The following is a 26,425-nucleotide window of genomic DNA, read 5'->3' on the forward strand; positions in this document are numbered from 1 at the left end:
GCTGTTGCTGCATCAGCGTATCGCCATAGGAGGAGGAGGCGATCATCAGAGAATAGCCATCTTCGAGCCGTTGCAAAACCAGACTTAGGTATCGGCCATCTGGCGCGCCCTTCACGTTGCCGATCGGTCTGTCGGCTTGCCAGGGCTCGGAAGAGAGAAGGCAAAGGTTGCGCCTGGTCCGTCATTCGACATCGCCCACATTCGGCCGCCATGATTTTCAACTATCGAGCGGCTGATGGAGAGGCCTATGCCCATCCCGTGGCGCTTCGTCGTGAAGAACGGTTCGAACATCTTGTCCGCAGCGTCAGCGGCGATTCCGACGCCCGCATCCGAGATGGACAACGTGAGCATATCCTCGCTCACCAGTGCAGTTCGCACGAGCAGACGGCGAGGCCGCTCCTCGGTCTCCGCCATGGCTTCGATCCCGTTCAATACCATATTGAGAATGACCTGCTGAAGCTGAATGTGATCGCCTGTGACAGGCGGCAACTCTGGCGCCAGCCGGACCTCCAGGACGATAAATTTTTCACGCATGTCTCGCGCCGACAATGCAATGACCTCGCGAGCTATCTCATTAAGGTCGATCTTCTCCATGGCTGGAGACTGTCGACTGAACATAGCCCGAAGTCGCTTGATAACTTCGGTCGCACGCATCGTGTCTCGGATCGTCCGCCGGGCAGTGTCTGTTGCGGAGGCGATGTCCGGCGGATCGAGCGCCAAAAGACGGACACATGCATTGGCGTTCGCGAGAATGCCCGAAAGTGGTTGGCTCACCTCGTGCGCTATGGACGTCGTCAGAGCACTTATTGTCATCACGCGGGACACATACGCGAGTTCTTCTCGGGCTTTCGCAAGTGCTTCCTCGCCGCGTCGCAGAGCATCTTCCGCTCGTCTTATCTCGGTGATGTCCTGTACCGTTCCCATGAACACTGGGTGATCGCCAATGTAATGTGTAACCCTCGCAAGTCCTCGAATGAACCTGAGGGTCCCATCTGTCCTGATGATCCGGAAGACGAAATCGGCATCCTCGCCAGCAAACCCTCTCTTCATCTCGAAGTCAAAGAGATCCAGGTCTTGTGGATGAATCCGTTCCCTGACCGCATCGATGCTGGGCTCTAGCTTCGGGTCGAGGTCAAAAATTCGATAGAACTCTTCGGACCAGATGTTCTCATCCCGCTGGATATCAGATGTAAAGCTGCCTGTTGAACTAATCCGTTGAGCGGCGACGAGCTGCGCCTGGCTCCGTTCGACCTGCGTCTCTCGCCTGACTAGAGCTTCCTCGTGACGAGTCCGGTCTATCGAGATAGCTGCGATGTGCTTGGCTCGATCGACTATTTGCTGCTCGCGAGGTCCGAGGTCTGCTTGCTGATGCCTTAGGATTGCAAGTATCCCGGCCGTGTTCCCATACGGGGACAGAATGGGAATGGCCTTGCAGTAATTCAGACCGTTGGCCAACATGATCTCGCCCATCAAGGTCTCGCGCTGGTCGCTTTCGGCCATATTCGCGATCTCGACAGTCCTTTTTGTCAGAGCGGCCGTGGAGCAGGGGTTCTTGTCCGAAATCACGCTCCTGCCGTCGAAGATCTCCCTGAACTCTCCTGCCAGCCTGGTAGCCGCGCCCATGCGGAAGAGCTTGCGGTCAAGCGAAAGCTCGAGGAACCCGCAAACGAGGTCCGGAACCAGATCCGCGACAACGTCGCAGAGCCGTTGAAGAACACTTGCCGACGGTGCGCCTCGCGCGACCATTTCGAGTATCTCCATTTCCTGCCCGAGCAGGTGGGAGGAATCCCGGCTGTCCTGAACGTCGGTCTGAAGGACGCAATAGCCCGCCAACTCTCCGTTCTGCATTCGAATTTGTACGACTTGTGCCTCCAGCCAGCGCAGCGTTCCGTCCGCAGAGAGCGCTTGATACGACACGACAGCTGAGTTATTTCGGCCCTGCCCGGCCTGCAAATGAAAAGCGATTTCTTTCAGTTTGCTAGGATTGAAGTGGACTGATCTGTCTTGCACGTGGGCGCTTGGTGACAAGCCGTACCACCGCAATGCTGCCTGATTTGCAAACTCAAGTTCCAGGGAAGGCGTTAGTAGAAGCGCCTGGAGTGACAGGGAATCTAGGAAACTCCGAAAGTCACGATCGGCGTTGCCAACCTGGTTGTCGATCCTCTCAAGACGCTCTGTCGCAAGCCAACAGGTCTCCCCTCCGAACCCTTTCATTGGCGAAGCAGAAAGATTGAACCATTCGAATTGTCCGTCCCGTCGCCGCAAACGGGCAGCGAAGGGTTGAGCTCCACCCTTCTGCGCCGGAACGACGAGGAGATGATCGTCCGGATGGAGATAGCTTGCCCACTGCCGCGAGCCACCCTGATCGATCATCAGTCCAGTGAACTCTGTGAAGCGCGAGTTCGCGTAGCACAGGGCGCCTGTTTCGTCCGTTGTCCAGACCAGGCCGGGAAGGCTGTTCAAGATTCCTTGGCCGTCGTTGGACCCATACGTGATTGCGTCCTCGTCAAGTGACATTGACATCAACGGTCGTTCCGTTCACTTCGTCGCCCCGCAGTCAGGGCAGGGGCCGTCGCTAGTTCGGCGCCGCCACTGAGGCGCGTCTCGGTCAACCGTCGCCCAATGATGAAGTCCTTCGAGAGAATTGCGGCCAGCGCGCAAGCGAGCATCCATATCGAAGCGGTCAGGGCAAACGTGACAGAAGTCCAACCGAGCGTCGCCGAGGCTAGGATAGTTCCCAATGAAGTCGAAATTTTCAGCACGGAGAAAACCTCAGCCCTCATCTCTGGCGTCACCAGTCTGTTGAGCTGCAATGAGTAGTGGATGCCGAGCGAGGGGGCGCATATCCCGACAAGCGCGCAGCCGAGTATCGATAAACCGAAGGAATTCTGAAGTATCAGCGCTATGCCGATAATGATCGAGAGGAACATCGCCGCGACATGCTGTTTCGAGTAGGCTTTGTTGAGCAGGCCGTTTCCCACTGATCCGACAAGCGACGCCGCACACAGGGTTCCAGTGAATATCGCGCCGTACCCTGCTTGCAGGTCGAACCCCATCGCAAGCGAGACCGCGCCAACTTCGATGCCGCTGATCGCGGCGGAACTGGCACAGGCGCATCCGAGCCAGAGAAGGACTTCAGGCGTGAGCGATCTTGTTCGGGTTTCCACCGCTTGCGGCTCCACATTGCCATTTGCGGACGGCAAGATCATTGCAGGCACCGCGCCGAGTATCGCGATTACAGCTATCGAGAAGGATGCGGACACCGATCCAAGACTGGCTGCCAAAATCGGGGTGACGAGGAAGGTGAGGTCCGATGCAAAAGCTGCCAAGGCAAGGGCCCTTGTCATCTGTGACTGCACAACAAGATAGTTTGCGCTGTCACGCAGATAGCCGAAGGCCGCACCTTGCACGAGGCCGGCGGCCACTGCCGCAGCGATGAAAACCGCGTACGGCGCACCCACTCCACATGCAGTAGCGCAAGCGAACAGTGCTACCGTCCGAATAAAGATGAGAGCCTTGAAGAATGCGATTGAGTTCGCACCCCGCCCCAACCGGGCAATTGGCAAGGCTCCGACAAGTTGCGCGGTTGTCATGGCCGCGAGCGCCGTTGCCCCACTGGCGGGGTTGCCCGTGATCGAGAGTGCTGCCAAGGCGAAGGCTATCGACGCTCCTGAGCGGGGCGCGCCGAACAAGCCGTAGGCGACCGCCCAGCGGATAGTCTGATGACTTTGTAGACCGCCCCAGTTCATTTTTCCGTCAATTCTGGCCGTATCGTCCGCAGATAAACCTTTTCGAAGTAATTTCAGCACAGTTGGTGGGATGCGCCCCGCGTGCGGTGACTTGGAAGCATGGGTGGCATCCACCATCAGGCTGAGTTTATCGCAAACTTGCACCAAGCACACTATACTAAGGTATTGGCTCTGATCTCTGTTGGAAGAACGTCGGACGAGTTACACCATGGTGCAATGGACGGCGTCGAGGGCGACTGACAGAAGTCAGCTATCCGGAATGTACCCAAGAAATCTTGACGGATATCCGATCGAAGCTTCTGAATTTCCCCCTGCTGGCGTCAGTCGCTTCGAATCCTCTGATTCGGGGAGGGGTTGGCAAATGACCTCGTACACCGAAAGTACTGGCCGATGACCGGGAAGCCCGGCGAACGACGTCCCGATGCCACGGCGTCCAGGGCAACGATGGCCCCCTGGGAAACGCCAACGAACGCGACCCGGTCATGCGTGTCCTCGGAGCGTTCGCGCCCCACGACGTCGCCGATGATCGAGTCCAAGGCATTACGGGCTGCGAGGGTCGGGGCAGGATCGAGCGGATTTCCTTCCGTTGAGAACCATTGATGACCATACCGGTGTGAATACGCGCGTCCGGCGCCGCGAAGCGCGCTGCCGGCAGCCCAGACCGCCATGACGACGCCAGTGGCATGAGCTTGTGCTCCGGACGCGCCCGTGCCGTGCAGGAAGATGACGAGCGACTTTTCTGGCATTGGAAACCTGTCGTTGGACACACAGAGGGCGCTCGACGTCGTCATGACGGAGCGCCCTCGTCACCGGATGGCCGCGACCTGCGACGATCATGTTCCTGCCGCTGCAGCCTCGCAAAGCGATAATCGGAATTCGATAGAGCTATGGCGGCGTTCGATTGCAGTTTTATGAAGCCCGAAAGCTACGTTGTTATCGAGCGGCGGGCGTAAGAAATTTGAACCGACCGCGGCGGCTAACGGTTGCGAGTCGTTCCGCCGGTTACAGGCGGTTGATTGAACCCCAAACCATAGAGAGCCTCTGATGCCCGGTCGAAGTGCGCCCAGCCGTTCGCCTTCTGCAGGTGCAGCGCTTTCGAGAGTTCCCAGGCATGCATCAAGAACGCGCCGAGATAGCGGACTTTGTCGGCCTTGACGATGTCATGGAGTGCTTCGAACGTTTCAATATTGAGTATGGATTGCACCATTGAGCTCGCTTTTAAGACGCGGCACCTGCAGTCCGAATGACTAGCAGCCCCTGTCAGCCGCGCGAGATCATCTCGACGACCAAACCTCCGAGGCGGCCGAAAGGGTCTGCAAGATCCAGGACGACGCTCATATGGTTGAGACATGGCACCGACATTAGTTTCACGGCACGGTCATCTATGCTCAGCTTCTTGCTCAGCGCCAGTGCCTGTTCATGAAACGGGGACGTCTCTTCCGCGCCAAATGCGATTATCCGCCGGGGCGAAGGCAACTGGTTTGCCGTCAGAGGGGACCATGCGGCGGCCTCCGCCGGGGTCATCCTAGCTTCATCGCGCAGGAAACTATCGGGAATCTCAGACAGATCGTATATGCCGCTCACCAGCAACATCTCCTGCAGAACGGGCAGGTCAGGGCGTTCCGTTTCTCCCGGGGCTATCGCGGCTAGAAAGGAAGCAAGATGCGCGCCCGCCGAGTGGCCGCTAACGGTCATCTTGTGAGGGTCTGCGCCAAAGTTAGTCGCATGTTTCTGAAGCCAGAGCACCGACCCCCGCACCTGATTCACCAAGACATGCAGGCGTTGACCGGGCATCAGGTCATATTCGACGATAGCGGCGATACCCCCGGCTTCAAGGACGGGAGCGGCGACCAAGCGATAGTTTTCCTTCTCACCGGATCGCCAGTAGCCGCCATGAACGAAGACATGCAGTGGAGCGCCAGCCTTGACGTTGTCGGGCAGGATGACGTCCAGGACCTCCCTGTCACGCGCGCCATACCGGATATCGGCAATCAGTTTGGACCTGGCTGAGAGCTGCCGGCTGCGTTCTGTAAATTCGGCAGCGATAGTGTCGAAATCGGGTACGAAATCGCGAATTCGGTAGAGATCTTGTGACGTCATCGGGCTCCTCCAGTTTCAGTAGTCTACTGCGTAGTACTTTGCCTCCATAAACTCCAGAATGCCGGTGACGCCGCCCTCACGGCCAAGACCACTCTGTTTGACGCCGCCAAAGGGTGCGGCCGGATCGGACATCAGTCCCCTATTGATCCCGAGCATGCCTGTCTCAAGCCGTTTGCCGACCTTCATCGCCCGTTTCAGATCCTGGGTGTAGACGTAGGCGGCAAGGCCGTATTCGGTGTTGTTCGCCAGTTGAACAGCTTCGTCTTCGGTAACGAATTTATAGACCGGCGCGACCGGACCAAAGATCTCCTCACGCGCGATTGCGGCGTCTGCAGGCACGTTTTCGAGAACGGTTGGCGGATAGAAATAGCCGTTTTCCGAAAGCGGCTTGCCGCCGGTCGTCGCGCGTGCGCCGGACGCAATGGCGTCCGTGACCAGCCTGTCGATCTTGCGCACGGCATTGGTGGTGATCATCGGGCCGCACTGGGTTGCGGGATCGTAGCCCGGACCGATCGTCAGCGCGGCCATGCGCGCCGTGAGGCGGCCGACGAAGGCATCGTGGATGCCGGCCTGGACATAGAAACGGTTGGCGGCGGTGCAGGCCTCGCCAGCGTTGCGCATCTTTGCGATCATCGCGCCGTCCAGAGCAGCCTCCAGGTCTGCGTCGTCGAAGATGATGAAGGGTGCATTGCCGCCGAGTTCCATCGAGCAACTGACCACGGATTTCGAAGCTTCGGCAAGTAGCGTCCGGCCGACGCCGGTCGAGCCGGTAAAGGACAGTTTGCGCACGCGGGGGTCCGCCAGCATGGCGTTGGTCACCGCGCCCGGATTGCTTGTCGTCAGAACGTTGACGACACCCGCCGGCACGCCGGCCTCTTCGCCAAGGCGTGCCATGGCATAGGCCGTCAGCGGCGTTTCAGAGGCCGGTTTCAGAATGACCGTGCAGCCTGCCGCAAGAGCCGGACCAATCTTTCGGGTCGCCATGGCGGCCGGGAAGTTCCAGGGCGTGATCAGGACTGCGATACCGATCGGTTCGTGATCGACAATGATATGATGCGAACCTGAGGGCGTATGGCGATATTCGCCAGGAATACGCGTCGCTTCTTCCGCATACCAGCGAAAGAATTCGGCGGCGTAAGCGACTTCACCGCGCGCGTCAGGCAGCGCCTTGCCGTTTTCCAGTGCGATGAGCGTGGCAAGCTCTTCGGCGTGTTGCGTCATGAGCTGGAACCAGCGCCGGAGGATTTCCGAGCGTTGGCGGGCTGGCGTGGCGCGCCATGCGGCGGCAGCGGCATGCGCCGCATCAACGGCTTGCAGCGCATCTTCAACAGAAGCATCCGCGACTTCTGCCAGTTTTTCGCCTGTGGATGGGTCCATGACGGCTATTCCGCCGCCCTTTCTCCATGTGCCGCCGATGTAAAGGCCTTCCGCATGAAGAGCAGGATTGGCATATCCGTCGATCTTGGCATGAAACGTCATGATGAAAATCCTTTTCAGTTCAGGCGCGACCGGTCGCCATGATAGGCGGCGGCGATGAGGTTCTGCATGTCGTCGAGGTTCAGGGGCCGCGGATTGTTCTGGACGAGGCGGGCAATGCCGATGCTTTGCTCGGCAACCCAGCCGATCCGGCTCTCTTCAAGCCCAAGTTCACGGAGCGTCGAGGGAATCCCTATGTGCGCGAAAAGGGAAATGAGGGCGGGAACGACATCGTCCGGCCCTTTAAGACCCGCCGCCTGGGCTATGGTCCCAAGCTCGTCCTGGATGACCGGCGCGTTCCATGTCATGACGTAAGGCATGAGGCAGGCAACCCCGAGGCCGTGCGCGGTATGGGTGAGCGCGCCGACGGGATACTGTATGGCATGGGCCGCTGCGGTTCCGGCCACACCGAAGGCAAGTCCTGCCAGCGTGGCGCCGAGCATGACCTTTTCGCGCGCGGCTCGATCCGTGCCGTCCTTGCAGGCAGCCTCCAAACCCTGCCAGAGCAAGGAGATGGCACGCAGCGCAAAATGGTCGGACATTTCGTTCTTGCCGACAAAGACACGCTGTTGCGCGATGCCGGGCACGGGCTCTCGGCGAATTGCGGTGAAGGCTTCCAGCGCATGGGTCAAAGCGTCCGACCCCGCAATTGCCGTCAGGGAAGGTGGGCAGGTGAGGGTGAGGTCCGGATCGCATATGGATACGGTCGGAATGAGGTGAGGGCTGGAAATGCCGACCTTCAGGCTCCGCTCGGCGTCGGAAAGCACGGCGACGGGCGTGACTTCGGAGCCCGTTCCAGCGGTGGTCGGAATTGCTATGAGAGGCATCACGGGGCCCGGAACGGTATGTTCCCCGTAATAATCCTGCGGTCGCCCGCCATGGGTCAGGAGCAGAGCCACGCATTTGGCCATGTCTAAGCACGAGCCGCCACCGACGCCAATAACGAAGTCCGGAGCGAAGTTGCGGGCGCCCTCTGCGCTTTTTGCCGCGGAGTCGACCGGTACATCCGGCAGAGTGGAACTGTCGATCATGACCGCGATGCCGGCATCTTCGAGCTGCTGGACGAGCGCGAGAAAATCGGCATCCGCGGAAAGGCGCATATCGGTGACGATCAGCGCGCGCCGGCCCAGCCGGGCGGCAATATTCCCGAGAGCATGCCGTTGTCCCGAGCCGAAGAGCAGTTCGCGCGGCGCCCTCAGTGTGCCGAAAAGGTTCATTTCCACATCTCCTCCGATGGTTCAGGCGGCCTCGAGCGCCAAAAGACTTTCCAAAAGTTGTTGCGGCAGCTCTATCCCTGCGTTCTCCGCCGCGATGCGGCGCCTGCGTGCGCCATCGCCCGGTACCGCAACCGGTTTTTCGGGGTCGGATGCCGGGGATCGGCGCAGGTGGTCGAGATAGGCTGCAAGCGAGCGGGCGTTCCCGTGTCCGGATGCCGCATCGATGAGAATGAGAAGGTCACCCTTGTTGGCAGCATGGATATCATCGAGCGTCCCGTGCACATCGGGCGCGAGATCGGAGCCGGCAAGCGCGGCAACGAGAAGTTCGATCGCAAGACCGAGGCCGTACCCTTTGGCGCCGCCGAACGGGGCGATTGCCCCCGACTTGGCCGCGTGTGGATCCGTGGTCGGGAAACCTTGCGCATCCACCGCCCAGTCTGATGGAATAGGCGCACCGCGCATCGCGTGGTTGTTGATTTTCCCCATCGAGACGATGCTTGTCGCAAGGTCCAGCACAAAGGGGCGATCGCTGGCGGGAATGCCTATGGCGACGGGATTGGTGCCCAACAGGGCCTGGGTTCCGCCGAAGGGATGAACCAGGGCCTCACTGGTCGACATGACGATGCCGATCAGGCCGCTCCTTGCTGCAGCCTCTGCGTAATAGGCCAGCATACCCATATGGTTGGCGTCGCGGATCGCAGCGATGGCGATCCCCGTCTCGCTCAAGACCGGCCGGATCGTATCCATTGCACGCATCATGACGACCGGTCCAAGGCCGCGCTCGCCGTCGATGCTGAGAAAAGACCGTCTGCGCCATGTCCCCGTTCCATATGTGCGCCCGTCGGCGAGCCCCTTTTCCAACCGGGAGAGAAGCAGGGGCAATCGCTGAAGGCCATGCGACGGCAAACCTCGCAATTCGGCTTCCAGCAGGAGATCGGCCTGGAGGTGAGCATTGGCAGGCGACGCTCCTCTTGCTTCCAGAAGAGCGGTCGCCAGTCGTCGAAGCCGTTCAAGTGATATCCTCATTTTAAATCCTATATCGGATCATATACGATATTGTATTTGACATACGATATCTTATTTGCAACAAATGTCGGCGTGTCAAGAAGCAAGCCGGAGATTGAAGGTGGCATTTGCAGCGGAACGAGAAATCAAAGGGACGAGCCTGCGTCCGAGCAGCGTGGTCGAGGGGGTCTATGACAACATCTATCACCGCCTCATGTCCCTGGAGATCACGCCCGGCGCCCGCATACCGATAGACGTTCTTGCTCGGGAAATCGGTGTATCACAGACGCCGATCCGTGAGGCTCTCAGTCGTCTGGAGCGCGAAGGTCTTGTGCGTAAGGAGCATCTTGTCGGCTATAGCGCAGCACCTCAATGGACGAAAAAGCAATTCCAGGATCTCTATGCTTTCCGACTTCTGGTCGAGCCGGAGGGTGCCAGGCTTGCGGCAATCAATATGACTCCTGAGGCTTTGCAGCAGCTTGAAAATTCTGCGGCAGACATGGGCAATGGCGGTACGCCCGTCGATCGCAACACGCGATATTCACGCTTTGCTCGGGCGGATGCGCATTTTCACGATGCAATCCTCAAGATTGCCGGAAACGATGTGATCCGGAACACGCTTTCGAACCAGCATGTGCATCTCCATATCTTCCGGCTGATGTTTCATACGCGCGTGACACAGGAGGCGCTCGAGGAGCACGAGAACCTGCTCATCGCTTTACGATCAGGAGATCCACAGGCTGCTTTCGATGCCATGCGCATCCATATCGAGCGCTCGCGTGATCGGCTGCTGTCGGCCTTCGAATGAACGCGGTCCTTTCCCCTCAACCCCTGGCCCCGCCGGAAAGTTCGGCGGTCGCGGTTCTCCGGGCCGATTGCCTGGGTAAGGCGTACGGCCCCATTACCGTCCTGTCGGATGTGGCGCTCGATGTCCGTGCGGGAGAGGTTCATGCCATCATCGGTGAAAACGGCGCCGGCAAATCGACGCTGATGAAGTTGCTGTCCGGATACGTCGCGCCGACGGACGGTCGGTTGCTGATGGATGGCGAGCCGACGGAATTTCGAAACGCCGTGGAAGCGGAAGACGCCGGCATCGTGCTGGTGCATCAGGAAATCCTGCTTGCCCCGGACCTTACGGTAGCGGAAAACCTGTTTCTGGGTCGGGAAATCGGCCGGGGCCTGATGGTGGATGACCGGGCCATGAACCGGCGTACCGCGGAACTTCTCGCGCGGGTCGGCTCGACGGCGCGCCCGCGTGATCGTGCAGGAAATCTGCCGCTTGCCCAGCGCCAGCTGGTGCAGATCGCGCGTGCGCTTCTCGACGATCGAAAGGTCGTCATCTTTGACGAGCCGACGGCGGTTCTGGCGAATGACGAAGTTGCGGCACTTCTCGATATCGTCAGGATGCTGCGCGATCACGGCGTGGCAGTCCTTTATATTTCCCATCGTCTTGATGAGGTGCAGACGCTTGCCGACCGCATAACCGTCCTGCGTGACGGTCGTATGATCGGCACCTGGCCTGCCGCCGGTCTCAGCCAGCGTGAAATGGCCGAGCTCATGGTCGGTCGCGAACTGGAGATGCTTTATCCCCATAAACGCCCGCCCGCAGAAGCAGCGCCTATCCTTTCGGTAATGGATCTGGCGGTCGATCATGGTGCCGAGAGTGCCAGCTTCAGCGTCCGGCCGGGTGAGGTGCTCGGTATCGGCGGCATGATCGGCGCGGGGCGGACCGAACTGATCGAAGGGTTGATGGGTCTTCGCCCCTCGCATGCCCGCAGCGTCGTGCTCAACGGCAAGGACATCAAACACCGATCGGTGCGCACGATGATGGAGGCCGGTCTCGTCTATCTGACAGAGGACCGAAAGGGGAAGGGCCTGCTTCTGGAGGAGAAGCTTGGCCCAAACCTGACGCTTCAGGCTCTTGATACGGTCAATCCAGGTGGCGTGCTCGATAAGCGGGAGGAGCGCTCCCGGCTGGAGAAAGTGGTCGCCGATTACGATATCCGTGTCCGTTCCCTTCGGCTTGACGCCGGAAAGCTTTCCGGCGGCAACCAGCAGAAACTGCTGCTTGCCAAGGTCATGCTGGCGGAACCTTCGGTGGTGATCATCGATGAGCCGACGCGCGGCATCGATATCGGCAACAAGAGCCAGATCTACGACTTCATCGACGCCATGGTGCGAGCGGGCAAGGCCTGCATCGTCATCTCGTCGGAAATGCCGGAACTGGTGGGGCTCGCCGATCGCGTCCTCGTGATGCGGGGAGGCAGGATCGCCGCCGAACTGAACGGCGCTGAAATCAATGAGAAAAACATCGTCTACGCCGCCACGGTCGGCGGGCGCGACGACGTCGGGGAGGACGAAAATGACCGCAGCAACCGCAACAATCATACCCTCTGACGAAGGAGGCCGCATCCGCTGGGCGGACTTTGCGCCCTTCATCGCGCTTGCGGTGATCGTGTTGCTGGGCGCGTTGGTAAACTCCAACTTTGTCGCCTCCGCAAACCTGATCAACGTCGTGACCCGCAGCGCCTTCATTGCGATCATCGCTGTCGGAGCGACCTTCGTCATCGCGTCCGGCGGCCTCGATCTTTCGGTCGGCTCGATGATGGCCTTCGTCACCGGCATCATGATCATGGTGATGAACTATCTGGCCCCTTCATTCGGTGCCTGGGCCATTCCGATGGGAGCAGCGCTTGCTCTCGTGGTCGGGGCTCTGTGCGGTCTGTTCAACGGGCTCATCGTCACGATCGGGAAAATCGAACCCTTCATCGTCACGCTCGGCACGATGGGCATTTTCCGGGCTTTCATCACCTTCATGACCGATGGCGGGTCCCTGCCGATCGACCGGGCCCTGCGGGAGGCATACCGACCGGTCTATTTCGGCAGCCTTTTCGGCATACCCTATCCCGTCCTGATAACCTTCGTCGTGGTCATGCTGGGTGCGTTCCTGCTGTACAAGACCAAGTTCGGCCGCCGGCTGACCTCTGCGGGATCCAATGTCGAAGTCGCCCGCTTCTCTGGCGTCAACGTCGCCGCTGTGCGGACCCTCGCCTACGTCATTCAGGGCATCTGCGTCGCCGTTGCGGCCATCTGTTATGTGCCGCGCCTTGGCGCGGCGACGCCGACGACCGGTCAGCTCTGGGAATTGCAGGTCATTACTGCCGTCGTCATTGGCGGAACCCTTCTGCGTGGCGGACGCGGGCGCATTGGTGGCACCGTCGCCGGCGCACTCATTCTCGAGGTCATCGCCAACGTCATGGTCCTTTCGGACATGGTCTCTGAATACCTCGTTGCCGCCGTCCAGGGCGCGATCATCATCATCGCCATGCTGGCGCACCGCTTTACCGCCAACCGCTGAAAATCGCACTGACTTCAAAGGAGGAGAAAATGAAGTCGATGATCCAGAAAGCCGGTCTTTTGTTATCGACCGCAGCATTGGCCCTCGTTCTGCCACTCGGCAGCGCGCAGGCCGAAGACAAGGTGACGATCGCCGTCTCCATTCCGGCAGCCACGCATGGATGGACCGGAGGCGTCGTTTATCACGCCGAGCAGGCGGAAAAGGAGCTGGAGGCTGCGTTTCCGAACATTGACGTCGTTCTGTCCACGGCATCCTCGGCAACCGCACAGGTGTCTGCGCTCGAAGATTTGGCTGCGAGCCGCAAACTCGACGCCCTCGTGATCCTGCCGTTTACCTCTGAGGAACTGACGGGGCCTGTCGAACAGATCAAGCAGAACGGCACTTTCATTTCCGTGGTCGATCGCGGCCTGACCGATCCGAGCGTTCAGGATCTTTATGTCGCCGGCGACAATATCGCCGTCGGCGCCAACACGGCGCATTGGCTCGTGGACAAGCTTGGAGGCGAGGGCCAGGTCGTCGTGCTTCGCGGCATTCCCACGGTCATCGATGACGAACGCATCAAGGGTTTCTCCGATGTCGTCGCCAAGTCGAACATCAAGATCCTCGATATCCAGTATGCCAACTGGAACCAGGACGAAGCCTTCAAGCTGATGCAGGATTATCTCGCCAAATATCCCAAGATCGACGCCGTCTGGGCCAACGACGATGACATGCTGCTCGGCGTGCTCGAAGCAGTCGATAATGCCGGTCGCAAGGACATCAAATACGCGCTCGGCGGCAACGGAATGAAGCAGGTTATCGAGATGGTGAAGGAGAAGAACGAGCGCACGCCGATCTCGACGCCTTATCCGCCGTCGATGATCAAGTCTGCGATGTACATGACGGCCGCGCAGTTCACCGGGCAGGCTCCGGTGCGCGGGTCGTTCCTGCTCGGTGCGCCGCTGATCACGCCGGAAAATGCCGACCAGTTCTACTTCCCGGATTCCCCCTTCTGATACGTAACGGCGCCCGGCCACTCCGGGCGCCGATCATTCAATTCCAACAGGAGATACATTATGAGCGGCAAGAAAATCCTCATGCTGACCGGCGAGTTCACCGAGGAATATGAGATCTTTGTATTCCAGCAGGGGATGGAAGCTGTGGGCCATACGGTCCACGTCATATGTCCCGACAAGAAGGCCGGCGATCGCATCAAGACATCGCTGCATGATTTCGAGGGCGATCAGACCTACACGGAAAAACTCGGCCATTATGCCGACATCAACATGACATTCTCCGAAGTGCGCGTCGAGGAATATGATGCCGTCTACGCGGCGGGTGGCCGCGGACCGGAATACATCCGCACGGACAAGCGCATCCAGGACATGGTCCGCCATTTCCATGAGACCGGCAAGCCGATCTTCACGATCTGCCATGGCGTGCAGATCCTGATGGCAGTGCCAGGTGTCTTGAAGGGCCGCAAGGTCGCGGGCCTCGGTGCCTGCGAGCCGGAAGTTACGGCCGTTGGCGGCACCTATATCGACGTCAAGCCCACGGAGGCTTATGTCGACGGCAACATGGTGTCGGCCAAGGGCTGGACGGGGCTTGCCGCTTTCATGCGAGAGTGCCTCAACGTGCTCGGAACAAAAATCACGCATACCTGAAACGGGAAAGCGTGAACCGTCCGCCCCGTCTTCTTCGGGGCGGGCTGGTGTTCAAAAGGCGTTATCTTGATCACCTCGGGGCAACGATCGTTTATTTGCGTTCAATGATTATGCCGGGGTGGCACCTTAGCGATCTGGCGGAACGTGTCCGCATGTCTGATGGTGGCGCCGTCGGCCAATTGCGTCACTGTCTGGCGGTAAAGCATCTGCCAGGGGGTGGCGTCGGCCGGAACGTGCGGGATGCCATCGCTGTGCCTCCGCTTGATTTCCGCGTCATCGACCAGCATGTCGCATCGGCCCGCATTGAAATCGATCCGAATGACATCGCCGGTCCGGACGTAGGCAAGCCCGCCGCCCGCCGCACTTTCCGGCGAGGCATTGAGGATCGACGGGCTGTCCGCAGTTCCTGATTGCCGGCCATCGCCAATCGTCGGGAGGCTCATGATGCCGCGCTTCAGCAGGTGGTCGGGCGGCTGCATGTTGACGACTTCGGCCGAGCCGGGCCAGCCGAGCGGGCCAGCGCCGCGGATCACCAGGATCGAACGCTCATCGATCGCGAGCGACGGATCGTTGATCCGTCTGTGATAGTCCTCGGATCCATCGAACACCACTGCCTTGCCCTCGAACACGCCCTCATGGCCGGGATCGCTCAGGTAACGCCGGCGAAAATCCTCCGATACGACGCTCATCTTCATGATGGCAAAGTCGAACAGGTTACCCTTCAGCACCAGGAAGCCGGCGCGTTCGCGAAGCGGGTCCGCATAGGGCCTGATCACCTCACGGTCATCGGACTGACGCCCTTCCAGGTTCCCGGCCATCGTCCTGCCGGTGACTGTCGGACACTCCCCGTCCAGCTTACCCGCCTGAAGCAGTTCCCACATGATCGCAGGCACGCCACCGGCGCGATGGAACCGCTCGCCGAGATAGGCGCCCGCCGGCTGGACGTTGGCGAGCAGGGGGATATCGAAGCCGTGAACCTGCCAGTCGTCTGGGCTGAGGTCGACGCCGGCATGCTTGGCCATCGCCATCAGATGCGGTTGGGCATTGGTCGATCCGCCGATCGCCGAATTCACCCTGATTGCGTTGAGGAAGGCGGCGCGTGTCAGAATATCCGACGGACGAATGTCCTGCAGTACCAGTTCGACCGCGCGGCGGCCGGTGCGATAGGCCATCTGGCCGCGTTCGCGATAGGCGGCCGGAATGGCCGCGCAACCGGTCAGCGACATGCCGAGCGCCTCGGCCATGGCGTTCATCGTGGATGCGGTGCCCATCGTGTTACAGTGGCCGATAGACGGCGCCGAACTCAGCGCAGCCTCGAGAAACTGTTCGCGGTCAATTTCGCCGGCGGCGTACTTGCGGCGCGAGCGCCAGATCACTGTGCCGGAGCCGACCAGGTCCCCATCATGGTGGCCGTCCAGCATCGGGCCACCGGAGAAAACGATCGCTGGAATATCGACGGTCGAGGCTGCCATGAGCGCCGATGGCGTGGTCTTGTCGCAGCCGGTCGTCAGGACGACCCCGTCCAGCGGATAGCCGTAGAGGATTTCGACCAGCCCGAGATAGGCGAGATTGCGATCGAGTGCCGCGGTCGGGCGCTTGCAGTTTTCAAACAGCGGGTGGGTTGGAAACTCGATGGGAATGCCGCCGGCGTCGCGAATGCCGTCTCGCAGCCGTTTGGCGAGGTCGAGGTGGTGGCGGTTGCAAGGGTTCAGGTCGCTGCCCGACTGGGCGATACCGATGATCGGCTTGCCGCTGCGCAGTTCCTCCGGTGTCGTGCCATAGTTCATGAACCGCTCGAGGTAGAGCGCGGTCAGGTCGAGATGATCCGGGTTGTCGAACCAGTCCTGCGAACGCAGCCGGTGATTTTCCTTCTGGTCTTTGCTCACCGGACCTTCTCCCCCTCGTGGCCGTTGATCTTTTCGAGATGCAGCAGCAGGCCGCTATGATCGGTCTCTCCGTGCCCATCGGCGACGAAAGCGCGGAACGCGTCACGTATCATGGAGGTCAACGGCAGGTCGAGCGAGTACACGTCCGACATTGCCGCGACGGCATCGAGATCCTTCAGTTGCAACCGCGACGACCCTCCCGGCTGGAAGGCTCGATCCACCATCCGCTTGCCGTGAAGCTCCAGGATGCGGCTTTCGGCAAACCCGCCCCGGATCGCATCACGGAATTTGCCGCGATCCGCACCACCGGCCTTAACCAGCATCATCGCCTCCGCAACGGCGCCGATGGTGATGGCGACGATCTGCTGATTGGCAAGCTTGCAGATCTGGCCGGCGCCAGAGGGGCCGACATGGGTGACGCGGCCGAGGGGCGCGAATATGTCGTGCAGCCGCTCGATGACGGCGCCGTCGCCTCCGGCCATGATCGCAAGCGTTCCCGCTTCAGCACCGACCGTACCGCCGGAAACCGGGGCATCGACGTGATGCACCTGCCGCCTGGCCAGCATTTCGGCATGCGCGCGCGCGACCGGCGGCGCGATTGACGACGTGTCGATGACAACGGCGCCGGCCTTGAGCACCTCCGCCACGCCCTGGTCGATCAGGACATTGCCGACTGCGCTGCCGTCGCTCAGCATGGTGAAGACGACATCGGCATCGCGCGCGGCATCGGCGGCTGTGGTCGCGACGACGGCGCCTTGCGCAGCCAAAGCCTCCGCCTTGGAGCGATCGCGGTTCCAGACCGTGACGGCATACTCAGCGCTCAAGAGGCGGCGCACCATCGGTGCGCCCATGAGGCCGGTTCCGAGAAAGGCGATGCCTCGCCCCTTTTGTCCCGTTCCGGTTGTCATTGCAGACTGCCTCCAAGTTCGTCTTCGATATGAACCCTGATGATGTCGTCGAAGGATTTTTCGGCGGTAAAACCGAGCGCAGTTGCCCGCTTCGCCTCAAATCCCGGCGCCCAGCCGGCGCACATGCGCATGATCACCTCATCAGGCTCCCGCCGGATCAGCGCCACTGCCTTTTCGCCGGCGACGCGGCGCAGCGCCTCGATCTGCTCCCCGACAGTCGCGCTGACCCCGGGCATGGACAGGTTGCGCCGGGGGCCCAACTTCTCGACGTCGATCGTCGCGCCGTGGCTGAGAAAGCCGACGGCGGAGCGGGGCGATGCATGCCAGTGGCGCACTTCTTCCGGCACGGGCAGAACGGCTTCCTGCCCGATGAGGGGCTCGCGCAGGATGTTCGAAAAGAAGCCGGAAGCCGCCTTGTTAGGCATTCCGGGACGAATGCAGATGGTCGGCAGGCGAATTCCGATGCCTTCGAAGAAGCCACGTCTGGAATAGTCCGAAATCAACAGCTCGCAGATCGCTTTCTGCGTGCCGTAGCTGGTCAGCGGTGTGGTATGGAATTCGTCAGGGATTGGATAGGGCAGGGGCGCGCCGAACACGGCAATCGAGGAGGTGAACACGACGCGGGGCTTGTAGCCATCCTCACCATTGGCAAGGCGGATCGCGTCGAACAGGAAACGCGTGCCGTCGAGATTGATGCGATACCCCTTGTCGAAGTCGAGTTCGGCTTCTCCCGACACGATGGCGGCGAGATGAAAGATGACGTCAGGGCGTCCGGCGACGAGCCGCACCGCTTCGCCCGGAGCCGAGAGGTCTGCCGTTTCCAACGTCACCTTGCCGGCGAAGCCCAGTGGCGGCTCTGGCGTGACGACATCGACGAGTGTCATGCTTTCGATCGGCCGGTTGTCCAGCGTGCCGTCTTTGGCCAGGCTCTGCGCGAGCTTGCGCCCGACCATGCCGGCGGCGCCAATAATGAAAATGTGCACCTGTTCTTCCTCCCGTTTTCTGCACGCCGATCCGAGGTAATACGACGGCATCGTATATATTCCGTTGTAAGGTTGTCTGATAACCTTATATCATTCGTTAGAAAGCAGAATATTTAATTGCGGCGCCATCACGGCTCGATCAGTGCCGAGCACGGTATTGGACGTCTGAAGAAACAGACTATGAGAGATGTGTATCGCTCCGGTCAGACGGGGATTGGTTGCGGCATTGAAAAAGGCTGTCGATCCGCTAGGCGTGATGAATCCGGGTTGCCAACTGGATTTCGAGCGGCATTCATAGGCAGCAATTTTTTGAGGCGAAAAGGCATGTCACTGGATTTTGGACAGATCAGGCGCAATGAGCATCTTCCGGCGCGAATTGCCGCCCAGATTGCGCGCGAGATCACGGACGGCCGTATTCCGCCGGGAAGCAAGCTGCCGACCGAACACTTTCTCGCCAGCAGTTTCGGCGTCAGCCGCTCGGTGGTGCGCGAGGCGATTGCTCAGTTGCGCAACGAGGGTCTTGTTGAGACCAGACAAGGCGTCGGCGCCTTCGCAACCGAGATCAAGGCGCGCCAGTCGATCCGCATCGAGCAGGATGATCTTTATGACCGCGCGAGCTTCCGGGATCTGTTTCAGTTGCGCATGCCGCTGGAAATCGAAGCCGCCGGCCTTGCGGCAACTCATCATGTCGATAGTGATCTGGCTAAGCTCGACGAGGCTTTGGCAAGCATGATGGGGGCGGACAAATGGACGGATCAAGGGATCGTTGCTGACCTAATCTTTCATCGTGTCATCGCGGCTTCGACCGGCAATGAATATTTCGCTTTGTTCGTCGGCTTCATAGCGGAGCGTATCAGTCTTGCCATCAACGCTGCGCGGGCCGCGGCGGTTCTTGAGGAGATTGTGGAACTGACGATTGCCGAGCATGTGGCGATCCGCGACGCGATTGCCAGCCGCGACCCGAAACGCGCGCGCGAAGCGATGAAGCGGCATCTGCTCGCTGCTGCCAGTCGGCTGGATCTGACCCTTGAAACGGGCTGAAATCTTCCGGCGCTGGCCGCTTGCCGTTTTTGCGGAGAGTGCCACCTTCCCCAAGGCGCCGTTTGTCCGGGTATGATTTTCGGCGCTAGACAGCGCAAGGGAGTATGACTACAAAGCAGGTCCACTATTGTCAGACATCCTGACAATCTGGCAAGATGGCGGGAGGCCATCGTGTCGTGGATGTGAGGAGGTTTTGCTTGAGTTCGACCAGAACACTTCGAGCTGCGGATATTTTACCTGCAGATGCCACAGATGCGCTGCTTGTTGGCCGCGTCTGGTCGAATTCGGCTGACGGCCCTTGCCCCGTCGCGGTCCGCGGCGAGCGGGTTCTGGACGTGTCGTCGGTTTCCGCAACCGTTTCCGAGCTTCTTGAGCTTGAGGATTTCGCTTGCAAGCTGCATGCGTCGGGTGAGCTTCCCGATCTCGGCTCGATCGATGATTTCCTGTCGGGCCAGGCTGGCCAATTGCTGGCTCCAATCGATCTGCAGGCGATCAAGGCGGCCGGGGTTACGTTTGCCGACAGCATGCTCGAACGTGTGATCGAAGAGCAGGCAAAGGGAGATGCGTCTCGGGCGTCCGATATCCGCAAGCGTTTGGCGCCGGTTCTGGGGGGCAGCCTTCGTGGTGTCGTCGCCGGTTCCGAGCAGGCTGCACGGGTGAAGGAACTTCTGCAGGAGATGAACCTATGGTCGCAGTACCTTGAGGTGGGCATCGGGCCGGATGCCGAAATCTTCACCAAGTCGCAACCCATGTCGGCGGTCGGCTGCGGTTCGCTGGTCGGCATTCATCCGATCTCGGAGTGGAACAATCCCGAGCCGGAAGTGGTCCTGGTCCTGCGGTCTTCCGGCGAAATCGTCGGCGCCACGCTCGGCAACGATGTCAACCTTCGCGATGTCGAAGGGCGTTCGGCGCTGTTGCTCGGCAAGGCGAAGGACAACAACGCATCGTGTTCGATCGGCCCTTTCATTCGCGTCTTCGATGACAAGTTCACGCTGGAGGAACTCGGGAAGGTCCGCGTTGCCTTGTCCGTCGAGGGACAGGACGGTTTCCGGATGACGGGCGAGAGCCCGATGGAAGCGATAAGCCGCAAGCCCTCCCACCTTGCCCGCCAGTTGCTCAATCGCAATCATCAATATCCCGATGGCGCCGTACTTTTCCTCGGCACCATGTTCGCCCCCGTGAAGGACCGGCGCGGGGCGGGCCAGGGATTTACGCATGAAATCGGCGACCGGGTGGAAATTTCGACACCCCTACTTGGCCGTCTGGTAAACTGGGTCGATCGCAGTGACGCTTGCCCCGAATGGACCTTCGGCCTCGGTGCGCTGATGAGAAACCTGGCCAAGCGCGGCCTGTTGTAACGCAGACTGGAAGGAAAGCGTGCAAAAGGTAGTCGACCACTTTTACAAGGCTCTCGAATTCCTGCTGATCGTCCTTCTTTCGGGAATGGCGATCATGGTCTTCGTGAACGTCATCCTGCGGTATGCGATCAATTCCGGCCTAACGGTCTCGGACGAGCTCGCACGCTACTTTTTCATCTGGCTGACCTTCATCGGCGCCGTCGTGACGTTTCGGGAGCATGGGCATCTCGGCGTGGAAACCCTCGTTGCTCTGCTCGGCCGCAAGGGTCGCATCCTTTGCATGATCCTGAGCAATCTGGTGATCATCGCCTGCTCGGCCATTTTTTTCTGGGGCACCTGGAAGCAACTGCCGATCAACTGGAGCATGAAGGCCCCGGTGACCGGCCTCTCCATGGGTTTCGTCTACGGCAGTGGCTTCTTCACCGGCTTCTGTTGCGCGGTCATCGCGCTGGAGCGCCTTTTCCGCCTGCTCACCGGTCGGGTAACGCAGGAGGAAATTGAAGCGTTTGCGGGCGAGAATCTCACGATCGAACAGATGGCGGAGCGGACCTGATGACGCTTTTCGTTTTCGTCGCTTCACTGATTGGCGCCATGGCAATCGGGGTGCCGGTCGCATTCTCGCTGATGTTCTGCGGTGTCGTTCTCATGTGGTACATGGGAATGTTCAATACCCAGATCATCGCGCAGAACATGATTGCCGGCGCCGATACGTTCACGCTGCTCGCCATCCCGTTCTTCATTCTGGCCGGAGAGCTGATGAATGCCGGCGGCCTGTCGCGGCGCATTATCGATTTCGCCATTGCCTGCGTGGGACATATCCGCGGGGGCCTGGGCATCGTCGCGATCGTCGCGGCCCTGATCATGGCCAGCATTTCCGGTTCGGCGGCGGCCGATACTGCTGCGCTTGCGGCCATTCTCATCCCGATGATGGCCAAGGCAGGCTATAACGTACCGCGCTCGGCCGGCCTCATTGCCGCAGGTGGCGTCATCGCGCCAGTCATCCCGCCGTCGATGGCTTTCATCGTTTTCGGTGTTGCTGCCAACGTCTCGATCACGCAGCTCTTCATGGCCGGTATCGTACCGGGCCTGATGATGGGACTTGCCTTGGTCGTGACATGGCTGATTGTCGTGCGCAAAGACAATGTCCAGCCGTTGCCGCGTGCGTCGGGTGCGGAGCAACTTCGGGTGACCGGTCGCGCTCTGTGGGCTCTCGGAATGCCTGTCATCATCCTTGGCGGCATCAAGGCGGGCGTTGTGACGCCGACGGAAGCTGCCGTGATCGCCGCGGCCTATGCGCTGTTCGTCGGCATGGTAATCTACCGGGAGCTCGCGCCGAGGGAGCTTCCACGGGTTATCCTCCATGCGGCCAAGACGACCTCCGTCATCATGTTCCTGGTCTGCGCAGCGCTCGTTTCCGCCTGGTTGATCACCGCCGCCAACATCCCCGCGGAAATTACCGGCCTCATCGAACCGTTGATCGATCGTCCGACCTTGTTGATGTTCGTTATCATGATCCTGGTGCTGATCGTCGGGACGGCCTTGGACCTGACGCCGACCATCCTGATCCTGACGCCGGTCCTGATGCCGATCATCAAGCAGGCAGGCATCGATCCGGTTTATTTCGGCGTCCTGTTCATCATGAACAACTGCATTGGCCTTCTGACCCCGCCTGTCGGCGTCGTTCTCAACGTTGTCAGTGGCGTCGGCCGCGTTCCCTTGGGCAAGGTAACGGTAGGTGTCTGGCCGTTCCTACTGGCCCAAACGCTCGTACTTCTGCTCCTGGTCCTGTTTCCGGACCTGGTTATCGTACCGGCTCGCTGGCTGCACTGAGGTCGGAAAGCCACTTCTGTTTCAACATCCATGGGAGGATATCATGCGAAAACTGCTACTTGCCACGACTGCCATCGCCTTCAGCCTGTCTGCCTCCGCGCCGGCATTCGCCGAATTCACCGAGCGCAACATACGCGTGTCCAACGGCATCAATGCCGATCACCCCGTCGGCAACGGCATTGCGGCGATGCAGAAATGCCTTGATGAAAAGTCAGGCGGGAAGCTGAAGCTGACGGCATTCTGGGGTGGTGCTCTGGGAGGTGACCTGCAGGCGACCCAGGCGCTCCGATCCGGCGTTCAGGAAGCCGTGGTGACGTCCTCTTCGCCGCTCGTTGGTATCGAGCCGGCACTCGGCGTCTTCGATCTGCCGTTCCTCTTCTCGACCTCGGAGGAAGCCTATAAGGTGCTCGACGGCAAGTTCGGCGATATGATGAACGAGAAGCTGCTGGCCGTGGGTCTCGTCAATCTCGCCTATTGGGAAAACGGCTTCCGTAACCTTTCAAACTCGGTTCGTCCGGTGAACAAATGGGAAGACCTGGAAGGCATGAAGGTTCGCGTCATGCAAAACAACGTGTTCCTCGATACCTTCCAGAACCTTGGCGCTAACGCGACGCCCATGGCATTCGGCGAAGTCTTCTCGGCTCTTGAAACCAAGACGATCGACGCCCAGGAAAATCCCTATGTGACCATCGACACGTCGAAGTTCTTCGAGGTGCAGAAATATGTCACCCAGACCAACCACGCCTACACGCCGTTCCTCTTCCTCTTTTCCAAGGCGATCTTCGATACCTACGCGCCCGAGGAGCAGGCCGCTTTGCGGGAGTGCGCTGTCGTCGGGCGTGACGTCGAGCGCCAGGTAATCGGCGATCTGAACAAGAAGTCGCTGGAGAAGATCAAGGCCGCTGGTCTTGAGGTGAATGTGCTTTCGCCAGAAGAGCAGGCCCGCATTCGCGAGAAGTCCATGGTCGTCTATGAAAAGCACAAGGCCGAGATCGGCGCCGATGTCGTCGATGGCATCCTGGCCGAGCTTGCCGCAATCCGCAAGTAAACCGCGGACAGGCCAGATTTCGCCACTATCGTCATGGGAGTCCGCTGCGTCAGCGGGCTCTTCGCGTTCAGGACAAGCCGCGACGCCAGAAGGGATGGCGACTGATTGCGCCGTCAATCGCAGCCCAGGCCTCCGTCCATCAGACAACGGCGCGTCTGTTGCCCGGGTCGACCTTGTCAAACAAACTGAAGCGCTGGTGGCGCGCTAGAAGACCGAGGCGGTTCCGCAAGGCACGGGACGAGCCGTTGGACCAGCATGTCCGCTTTCCCAACCTATCTTATTAAGCGAACGGCAGCTTTCAGAAAGAAAGCCGCGGCCGGAGTGCGGGGTGTGACGTCATCTGGTCGCTGCACATGCCCGCGGAATCGCATGGTAACCCTGGGATAACGAGAATATTGCTGTCTTTCGCTGATAAAGGCCATGTATCGTTTGGAATAAGCACCTCGGCGGCGCTTTGAACATTTCGAGAATTTTCAAATCAATTGAACTGCTTCTTCGACCGGCAATCGCCACGCCTGATGTATCTAACATTATCGTGACAATTAACAGTAACGTACTTTCCCCACCCCCCGTGCGCGCTAGGTAAACGATGTCACAGCGGCGATAGCTGTTGCGAGGAAGTTCAGCGAGGTTTCACAAACCCCGGTCTCACCGACGGGGCCGACTCGATCATCTCATCTGCGTAAACTGGGAGAAACGAGCATGCGAATTCAGCAATATCTTTGTGGATTGTCGATCATTGCCATCATTGCGGCCACTGCAATGCCCGTCCATGCACAAAGTCCACAGCCGCAAAAGGACGCGACGGAGGCAACGAAAGCTGCCAATGGCAAACTGCTGCAACAACTTCCTTTCAGCGACACGACTGATTTCGAGGATGCCAAACGCGGCCTAGTCGCTCCCTTGCCGAGCGAACTTATCAAGGGAGAGAGCGGGAACGCGATCTGGAACCCTGAACAGTACGGCTTCATCAAGGAAGGGGCCGAAGCGCCGGCGACCGTCAATCCTAGCCTTTGGCGGCAGTCGCAGCTCATCAACATGAGCGGCCTGTTTGAGGTAACCGACGGAATCTATCAGGTCCGCAACCTCGATCTTTCCAATATGACGATCATTGAAGGCACCGAGGGCATCACCATTGTCGACCCGCTCGTCTCTGCCGAGACGGCAAAGGTTGCCATCGACCTCTACTTCAAGAACCGGGGCACCAAGCCTGTGAAGGCGGTCATCTACACGCACAGCCATGTCGACCACTACGGCGGTGTGCGCGGCGTGGTTTCAGAAGACGACGTCACCTCCGGCAAAGTTAAAATCTACGCTCCAGAAGGCTTCCTGGAAGCCGCTGTGGCGGAGAACGTGATGGCTGGTACCGCCATGAGCCGCCGGGCAAGCTACATGTACGGCAACCTGCTTGCGCCCGATCCGAAAGGCCAGGTCGGTGCTGGACTTGGCACCACGACATCAGCCGGAACGGTGACGCTCATTCCTCCGACCGACATCATCACCAAGACCGGTCAGAAAGAAACAATCGACGGCCTCACCTACGAATTCCTGATGGCCCCTGGCTCCGAAGCGCCTTCGGAAATGCTGTGGTACATCGAGGAGAAAAAGGCGATCTCGGCCGCCGAAGACGCGACCCACACGCTCCACAATACCTACTCGCTTCGTGGCGCCAAAATCCGCGAGCCTCTGCCGTGGTCCAAGTATCTGAACGAGGCGCTCGTCATGTGGGGCGACAAGGCGGAGGTCATGTTCGCTCAACATCACTGGCCGACCTGGACCAACGAGAAGGTCGTGAACCTGCTTGAAAAGCAGCGCGATCTCTATCGCTATATCAATGACGAAACACTGCGCATGGTGAACCATGGGATGACTATGCGGGAAATCGCCGAGACGTTCAAACTGCCGCCTAGCCTCGACAATTTCTGGGCAAACCGCGGCTATTACGGCTCGATCTATCACGATGTCGCTGCCACATACGTGCTTTATCTCGGCTGGTTCGACGGCAATCCGTCGACGCTGCACGAACTTCCCCCGGTCGAGGCGAGCAAGAAATACGTCGAGTTCATGGGCGGTTCGGACGCCGTTCTGGACAAGGCGAAGAAGTCGTTCGAGGCGGGGGACTACCGCTGGGTTGCCCAGGTCGCAAACCATGTCGTCTTTGCCGATCCGAACAACCAGCCCGCCAAGGACCTGGTCGCCGATGCGCTGGAACAGCTCGGCTATCAGGCGGAGTCCGGACCCTGGCGCAACTTCTACCTCACGGGTGCAAAAGAGCTGCGCGAGGGTGTTAAAAAACTTCCGACGCCGAATACAGCGAGCCCGGACACCGTGCGTGCGATGTCGCTGGACCTGTTCTTCGACTATCTCGGCGTACGGCTCAATGCTGAAAAGGCCGGCGACGCTCACATCGTCCTCAATTTCGACTTTGGTGCCGACGGCAAGTATCTCGTCGAACTTGAGAACGGTGTCCTGAACAACACGAAAGACAAGCAGGCCGACGAGGCCGATGCCACCGTCACCCTGACGCGAGCCGATCTAAACAGCATTGCGCTTGGGGAGACAAAACTCGATCAGGCCGTTCCGACGGTAAGGTCAAGGTCGCCGGCGACAACGCCAAACTCGGCCAGCTCGTTTCAATGCTCGACAGTTTCGACTTCTGGTTCAACATCGTGACGCCGTGACATCACATGCTTCCCCTGCCGTCTGGAAGGGGCGGCAGGAGGTCGCGCTTGTTAAGTGAGAGACCTGCTTGAGAGAACGCACGCGAGTTCGGCTTGCTTCGGTTTAATCGAGCAGGCTCCCCGTTCGAAAAACGCATCGATG

The 26,425-nt window shown here is 59.8% G+C and carries 20 protein-coding genes and 2 pseudogenes; 11 read left to right on the plus strand and 11 right to left on the minus strand.

Annotated elements, in window-relative coordinates:
* Positions 1-111 precede the first annotated feature (111 nt).
* The 8 genes and pseudogenes from ASD52_RS08555 to ASD52_RS08590 form a co-directional block, all read right to left on the minus strand.
* A complete protein-coding gene (locus tag ASD52_RS08555) occupies positions 112-2,523 on the minus strand; it encodes an ATP-binding protein (protein ID WP_057223905.1) in 2,412 nt (803 codons plus the stop codon).
* Entirely contained in the window at positions 2,523-3,866 is a 1,344-nt protein-coding gene (locus tag ASD52_RS08560) for a hypothetical protein (protein ID WP_244497442.1), read from the minus strand. Before ASD52_RS08560 ends, ASD52_RS08555 begins: the two co-directional genes overlap by 1 nt.
* 203 nt (positions 3,867-4,069) lie before the next feature.
* A complete protein-coding gene (locus ASD52_RS08565; protein ID WP_082557372.1) occupies positions 4,070-4,540 on the minus strand; it encodes a hypothetical protein in 471 nt (156 codons plus the stop codon).
* A gap of 272 nt (positions 4,541-4,812) precedes the next feature.
* A pseudogene (locus ASD52_RS39865) lies at positions 4,813-4,932 on the minus strand (aldo/keto reductase); the annotation flags it as partial.
* Positions 4,933-5,009: 77 nt separating this feature from the next.
* Positions 5,010-5,849, minus strand: coding sequence for an alpha/beta hydrolase (locus ASD52_RS08575; RefSeq protein WP_057215971.1), 840 nt, complete (start codon positions 5,847-5,849; stop codon positions 5,010-5,012).
* Positions 5,850-5,864: 15 nt separating this feature from the next.
* On the minus strand, positions 5,865-7,328 hold the full coding sequence (locus ASD52_RS08580; protein ID WP_057215974.1) for an NAD-dependent succinate-semialdehyde dehydrogenase: 1,464 nt from the start codon (positions 7,326-7,328) through the stop codon (positions 5,865-5,867).
* A 14-nt stretch (positions 7,329-7,342) separates the two neighbouring features.
* Complete coding sequence (locus ASD52_RS08585) at positions 7,343-8,542, minus strand: iron-containing alcohol dehydrogenase (protein ID WP_057215976.1); 1,200 nt, start codon at positions 8,540-8,542, stop codon at positions 7,343-7,345.
* Between the two features lie 21 nt (positions 8,543-8,563).
* Positions 8,564-9,568 carry an Ldh family oxidoreductase gene (locus ASD52_RS08590; RefSeq protein ID WP_057215978.1) on the minus strand — a complete coding sequence of 335 codons (1,005 nt, stop codon included), beginning with the start codon at positions 9,566-9,568 and terminating at the stop codon, positions 8,564-8,566.
* A gap of 94 nt (positions 9,569-9,662) precedes the next feature.
* Between ASD52_RS08590 and ASD52_RS08595 the strand changes: the two genes are divergently transcribed.
* Genes ASD52_RS08595 through ASD52_RS08615 form a run of 5 tightly spaced genes read left to right on the plus strand, consistent with a single transcriptional unit; the run spans position 9,663 to position 14,548 of the window.
* Entirely contained in the window at positions 9,663-10,355 is a 693-nt protein-coding gene (locus tag ASD52_RS08595) for a GntR family transcriptional regulator (protein WP_057215981.1), read from the plus strand.
* Entirely contained in the window at positions 10,352-11,944 is a 1,593-nt protein-coding gene (locus ASD52_RS08600) for a sugar ABC transporter ATP-binding protein (RefSeq protein WP_057215984.1), read from the plus strand. Before ASD52_RS08595 ends, ASD52_RS08600 begins: the two co-directional genes overlap by 4 nt.
* A complete protein-coding gene (locus tag ASD52_RS08605) occupies positions 11,910-12,905 on the plus strand; it encodes an ABC transporter permease (protein WP_057215988.1) in 996 nt (331 codons plus the stop codon). Before ASD52_RS08600 ends, ASD52_RS08605 begins: the two co-directional genes overlap by 35 nt.
* Before the next feature lie 29 nt (positions 12,906-12,934).
* Positions 12,935-13,900 (plus strand): substrate-binding domain-containing protein, encoded by a 966-nt coding sequence (locus ASD52_RS08610; protein ID WP_082555481.1) that lies wholly within the window; start codon positions 12,935-12,937, stop codon positions 13,898-13,900.
* A 60-nt stretch (positions 13,901-13,960) separates the two neighbouring features.
* Complete coding sequence (locus ASD52_RS08615; RefSeq protein ID WP_057215991.1) at positions 13,961-14,548, plus strand: DJ-1/PfpI family protein; 588 nt, start codon at positions 13,961-13,963, stop codon at positions 14,546-14,548.
* A gap of 101 nt (positions 14,549-14,649) precedes the next feature.
* On the opposite strand, the gene ASD52_RS08620 is transcribed toward ASD52_RS08615, so the two are convergent.
* Genes ASD52_RS08620 through denD form a run of 3 tightly spaced genes read right to left on the minus strand, consistent with a single transcriptional unit; the run spans position 14,650 to position 18,325 of the window.
* Complete coding sequence (locus tag ASD52_RS08620) at positions 14,650-16,434, minus strand: IlvD/Edd family dehydratase (RefSeq protein WP_057215994.1); 1,785 nt, start codon at positions 16,432-16,434, stop codon at positions 14,650-14,652.
* On the minus strand, positions 16,431-17,342 hold the full coding sequence (locus tag ASD52_RS08625) for an NAD(P)-dependent oxidoreductase (RefSeq protein ID WP_057215997.1): 912 nt from the start codon (positions 17,340-17,342) through the stop codon (positions 16,431-16,433). Before ASD52_RS08625 ends, ASD52_RS08620 begins: the two co-directional genes overlap by 4 nt.
* Positions 17,339-18,325 (minus strand): D-erythronate dehydrogenase, encoded by a 987-nt coding sequence (gene denD / locus ASD52_RS08630; protein ID WP_057223909.1) that lies wholly within the window; start codon positions 18,323-18,325, stop codon positions 17,339-17,341. The genes ASD52_RS08625 and denD overlap by 4 nt, the downstream gene beginning before the upstream one ends.
* Positions 18,326-18,649: 324 nt before the next feature.
* On the opposite strand from denD, the gene ASD52_RS08635 reads away from it, so the two are divergent.
* The 6 genes and pseudogenes from ASD52_RS08635 (at position 18,650) to ASD52_RS08660 (ending at position 26,283) form a co-directional block, all read left to right on the plus strand.
* Positions 18,650-19,366 carry a FadR/GntR family transcriptional regulator gene (locus ASD52_RS08635; RefSeq protein ID WP_057216003.1) on the plus strand — a complete coding sequence of 239 codons (717 nt, stop codon included), beginning with the start codon at positions 18,650-18,652 and terminating at the stop codon, positions 19,364-19,366.
* Between the two features lie 197 nt (positions 19,367-19,563).
* Positions 19,564-20,724 (plus strand): fumarylacetoacetate hydrolase family protein, encoded by a 1,161-nt coding sequence (locus ASD52_RS08640; RefSeq protein ID WP_162254155.1) that lies wholly within the window; start codon positions 19,564-19,566, stop codon positions 20,722-20,724.
* A 19-nt stretch (positions 20,725-20,743) separates the two neighbouring features.
* A complete protein-coding gene (locus ASD52_RS08645) occupies positions 20,744-21,277 on the plus strand; it encodes a TRAP transporter small permease (protein WP_057220469.1) in 534 nt (177 codons plus the stop codon).
* The gene (locus ASD52_RS08650; RefSeq protein WP_057223912.1) at positions 21,277-22,554 is read left to right on the plus strand and encodes a TRAP transporter large permease subunit; all 1,278 of its coding nucleotides are present in this window, start codon (positions 21,277-21,279) and stop codon (positions 22,552-22,554) included. Before ASD52_RS08645 ends, ASD52_RS08650 begins: the two co-directional genes overlap by 1 nt.
* Before the next feature lie 43 nt (positions 22,555-22,597).
* On the plus strand, positions 22,598-23,602 hold the full coding sequence (locus ASD52_RS08655; protein ID WP_057216014.1) for a TRAP transporter substrate-binding protein: 1,005 nt from the start codon (positions 22,598-22,600) through the stop codon (positions 23,600-23,602).
* Positions 23,603-24,703: 1,101 nt separating this feature from the next.
* Positions 24,704-26,283 (plus strand): annotated as a pseudogene (locus ASD52_RS08660) (alkyl sulfatase dimerization domain-containing protein).
* Positions 26,284-26,425 lie beyond the last annotated feature (142 nt).

The sequence above is a fragment of the Ensifer sp. Root142 genome (genome assembly GCF_001426785.1).
Taxonomy (GTDB): domain Bacteria; phylum Pseudomonadota; class Alphaproteobacteria; order Rhizobiales; family Rhizobiaceae; genus Ensifer; species Ensifer canadensis.

Bases quoted from the DNA above. Each gene is read 5' to 3' on its own strand.
- ASD52_RS08555 (WP_057223905.1), bottom strand. From the start codon at position 2,523: ATGTCAATGTCACTTGACGAGGACGCAATCACGTATGGGTCCAACGAC.
- ASD52_RS08560 (WP_244497442.1), bottom strand. From the start codon at position 3,866: ATGGTGGATGCCACCCATGCTTCCAAGTCACCGCACGCGGGGCGCATC.
- ASD52_RS08565 (WP_082557372.1), bottom strand. From the start codon at position 4,540: ATGACGACGTCGAGCGCCCTCTGTGTGTCCAACGACAGGTTTCCAATG.
- ASD52_RS08575 (WP_057215971.1), bottom strand. From the start codon at position 5,849: ATGACGTCACAAGATCTCTACCGAATTCGCGATTTCGTACCCGATTTC.
- ASD52_RS08580 (WP_057215974.1), bottom strand. From the start codon at position 7,328: ATGACGTTTCATGCCAAGATCGACGGATATGCCAATCCTGCTCTTCAT.
- ASD52_RS08585 (WP_057215976.1), bottom strand. From the start codon at position 8,542: ATGAACCTTTTCGGCACACTGAGGGCGCCGCGCGAACTGCTCTTCGGC.
- ASD52_RS08590 (WP_057215978.1), bottom strand. From the start codon at position 9,568: ATGAGGATATCACTTGAACGGCTTCGACGACTGGCGACCGCTCTTCTG.
- ASD52_RS08600 (WP_057215984.1), top strand. From the start codon at position 10,352: ATGAACGCGGTCCTTTCCCCTCAACCCCTGGCCCCGCCGGAAAGTTCG.
- ASD52_RS08605 (WP_057215988.1), top strand. From the start codon at position 11,910: ATGACCGCAGCAACCGCAACAATCATACCCTCTGACGAAGGAGGCCGC.
- ASD52_RS08610 (WP_082555481.1), top strand. From the start codon at position 12,935: ATGAAGTCGATGATCCAGAAAGCCGGTCTTTTGTTATCGACCGCAGCA.
- ASD52_RS08615 (WP_057215991.1), top strand. From the start codon at position 13,961: ATGAGCGGCAAGAAAATCCTCATGCTGACCGGCGAGTTCACCGAGGAA.
- ASD52_RS08625 (WP_057215997.1), bottom strand. From the start codon at position 17,342: ATGACAACCGGAACGGGACAAAAGGGGCGAGGCATCGCCTTTCTCGGA.
- ASD52_RS08635 (WP_057216003.1), top strand. From the start codon at position 18,650: ATGTCACTGGATTTTGGACAGATCAGGCGCAATGAGCATCTTCCGGCG.
- ASD52_RS08650 (WP_057223912.1), top strand. From the start codon at position 21,277: ATGACGCTTTTCGTTTTCGTCGCTTCACTGATTGGCGCCATGGCAATC.
- ASD52_RS08655 (WP_057216014.1), top strand. From the start codon at position 22,598: ATGCGAAAACTGCTACTTGCCACGACTGCCATCGCCTTCAGCCTGTCT.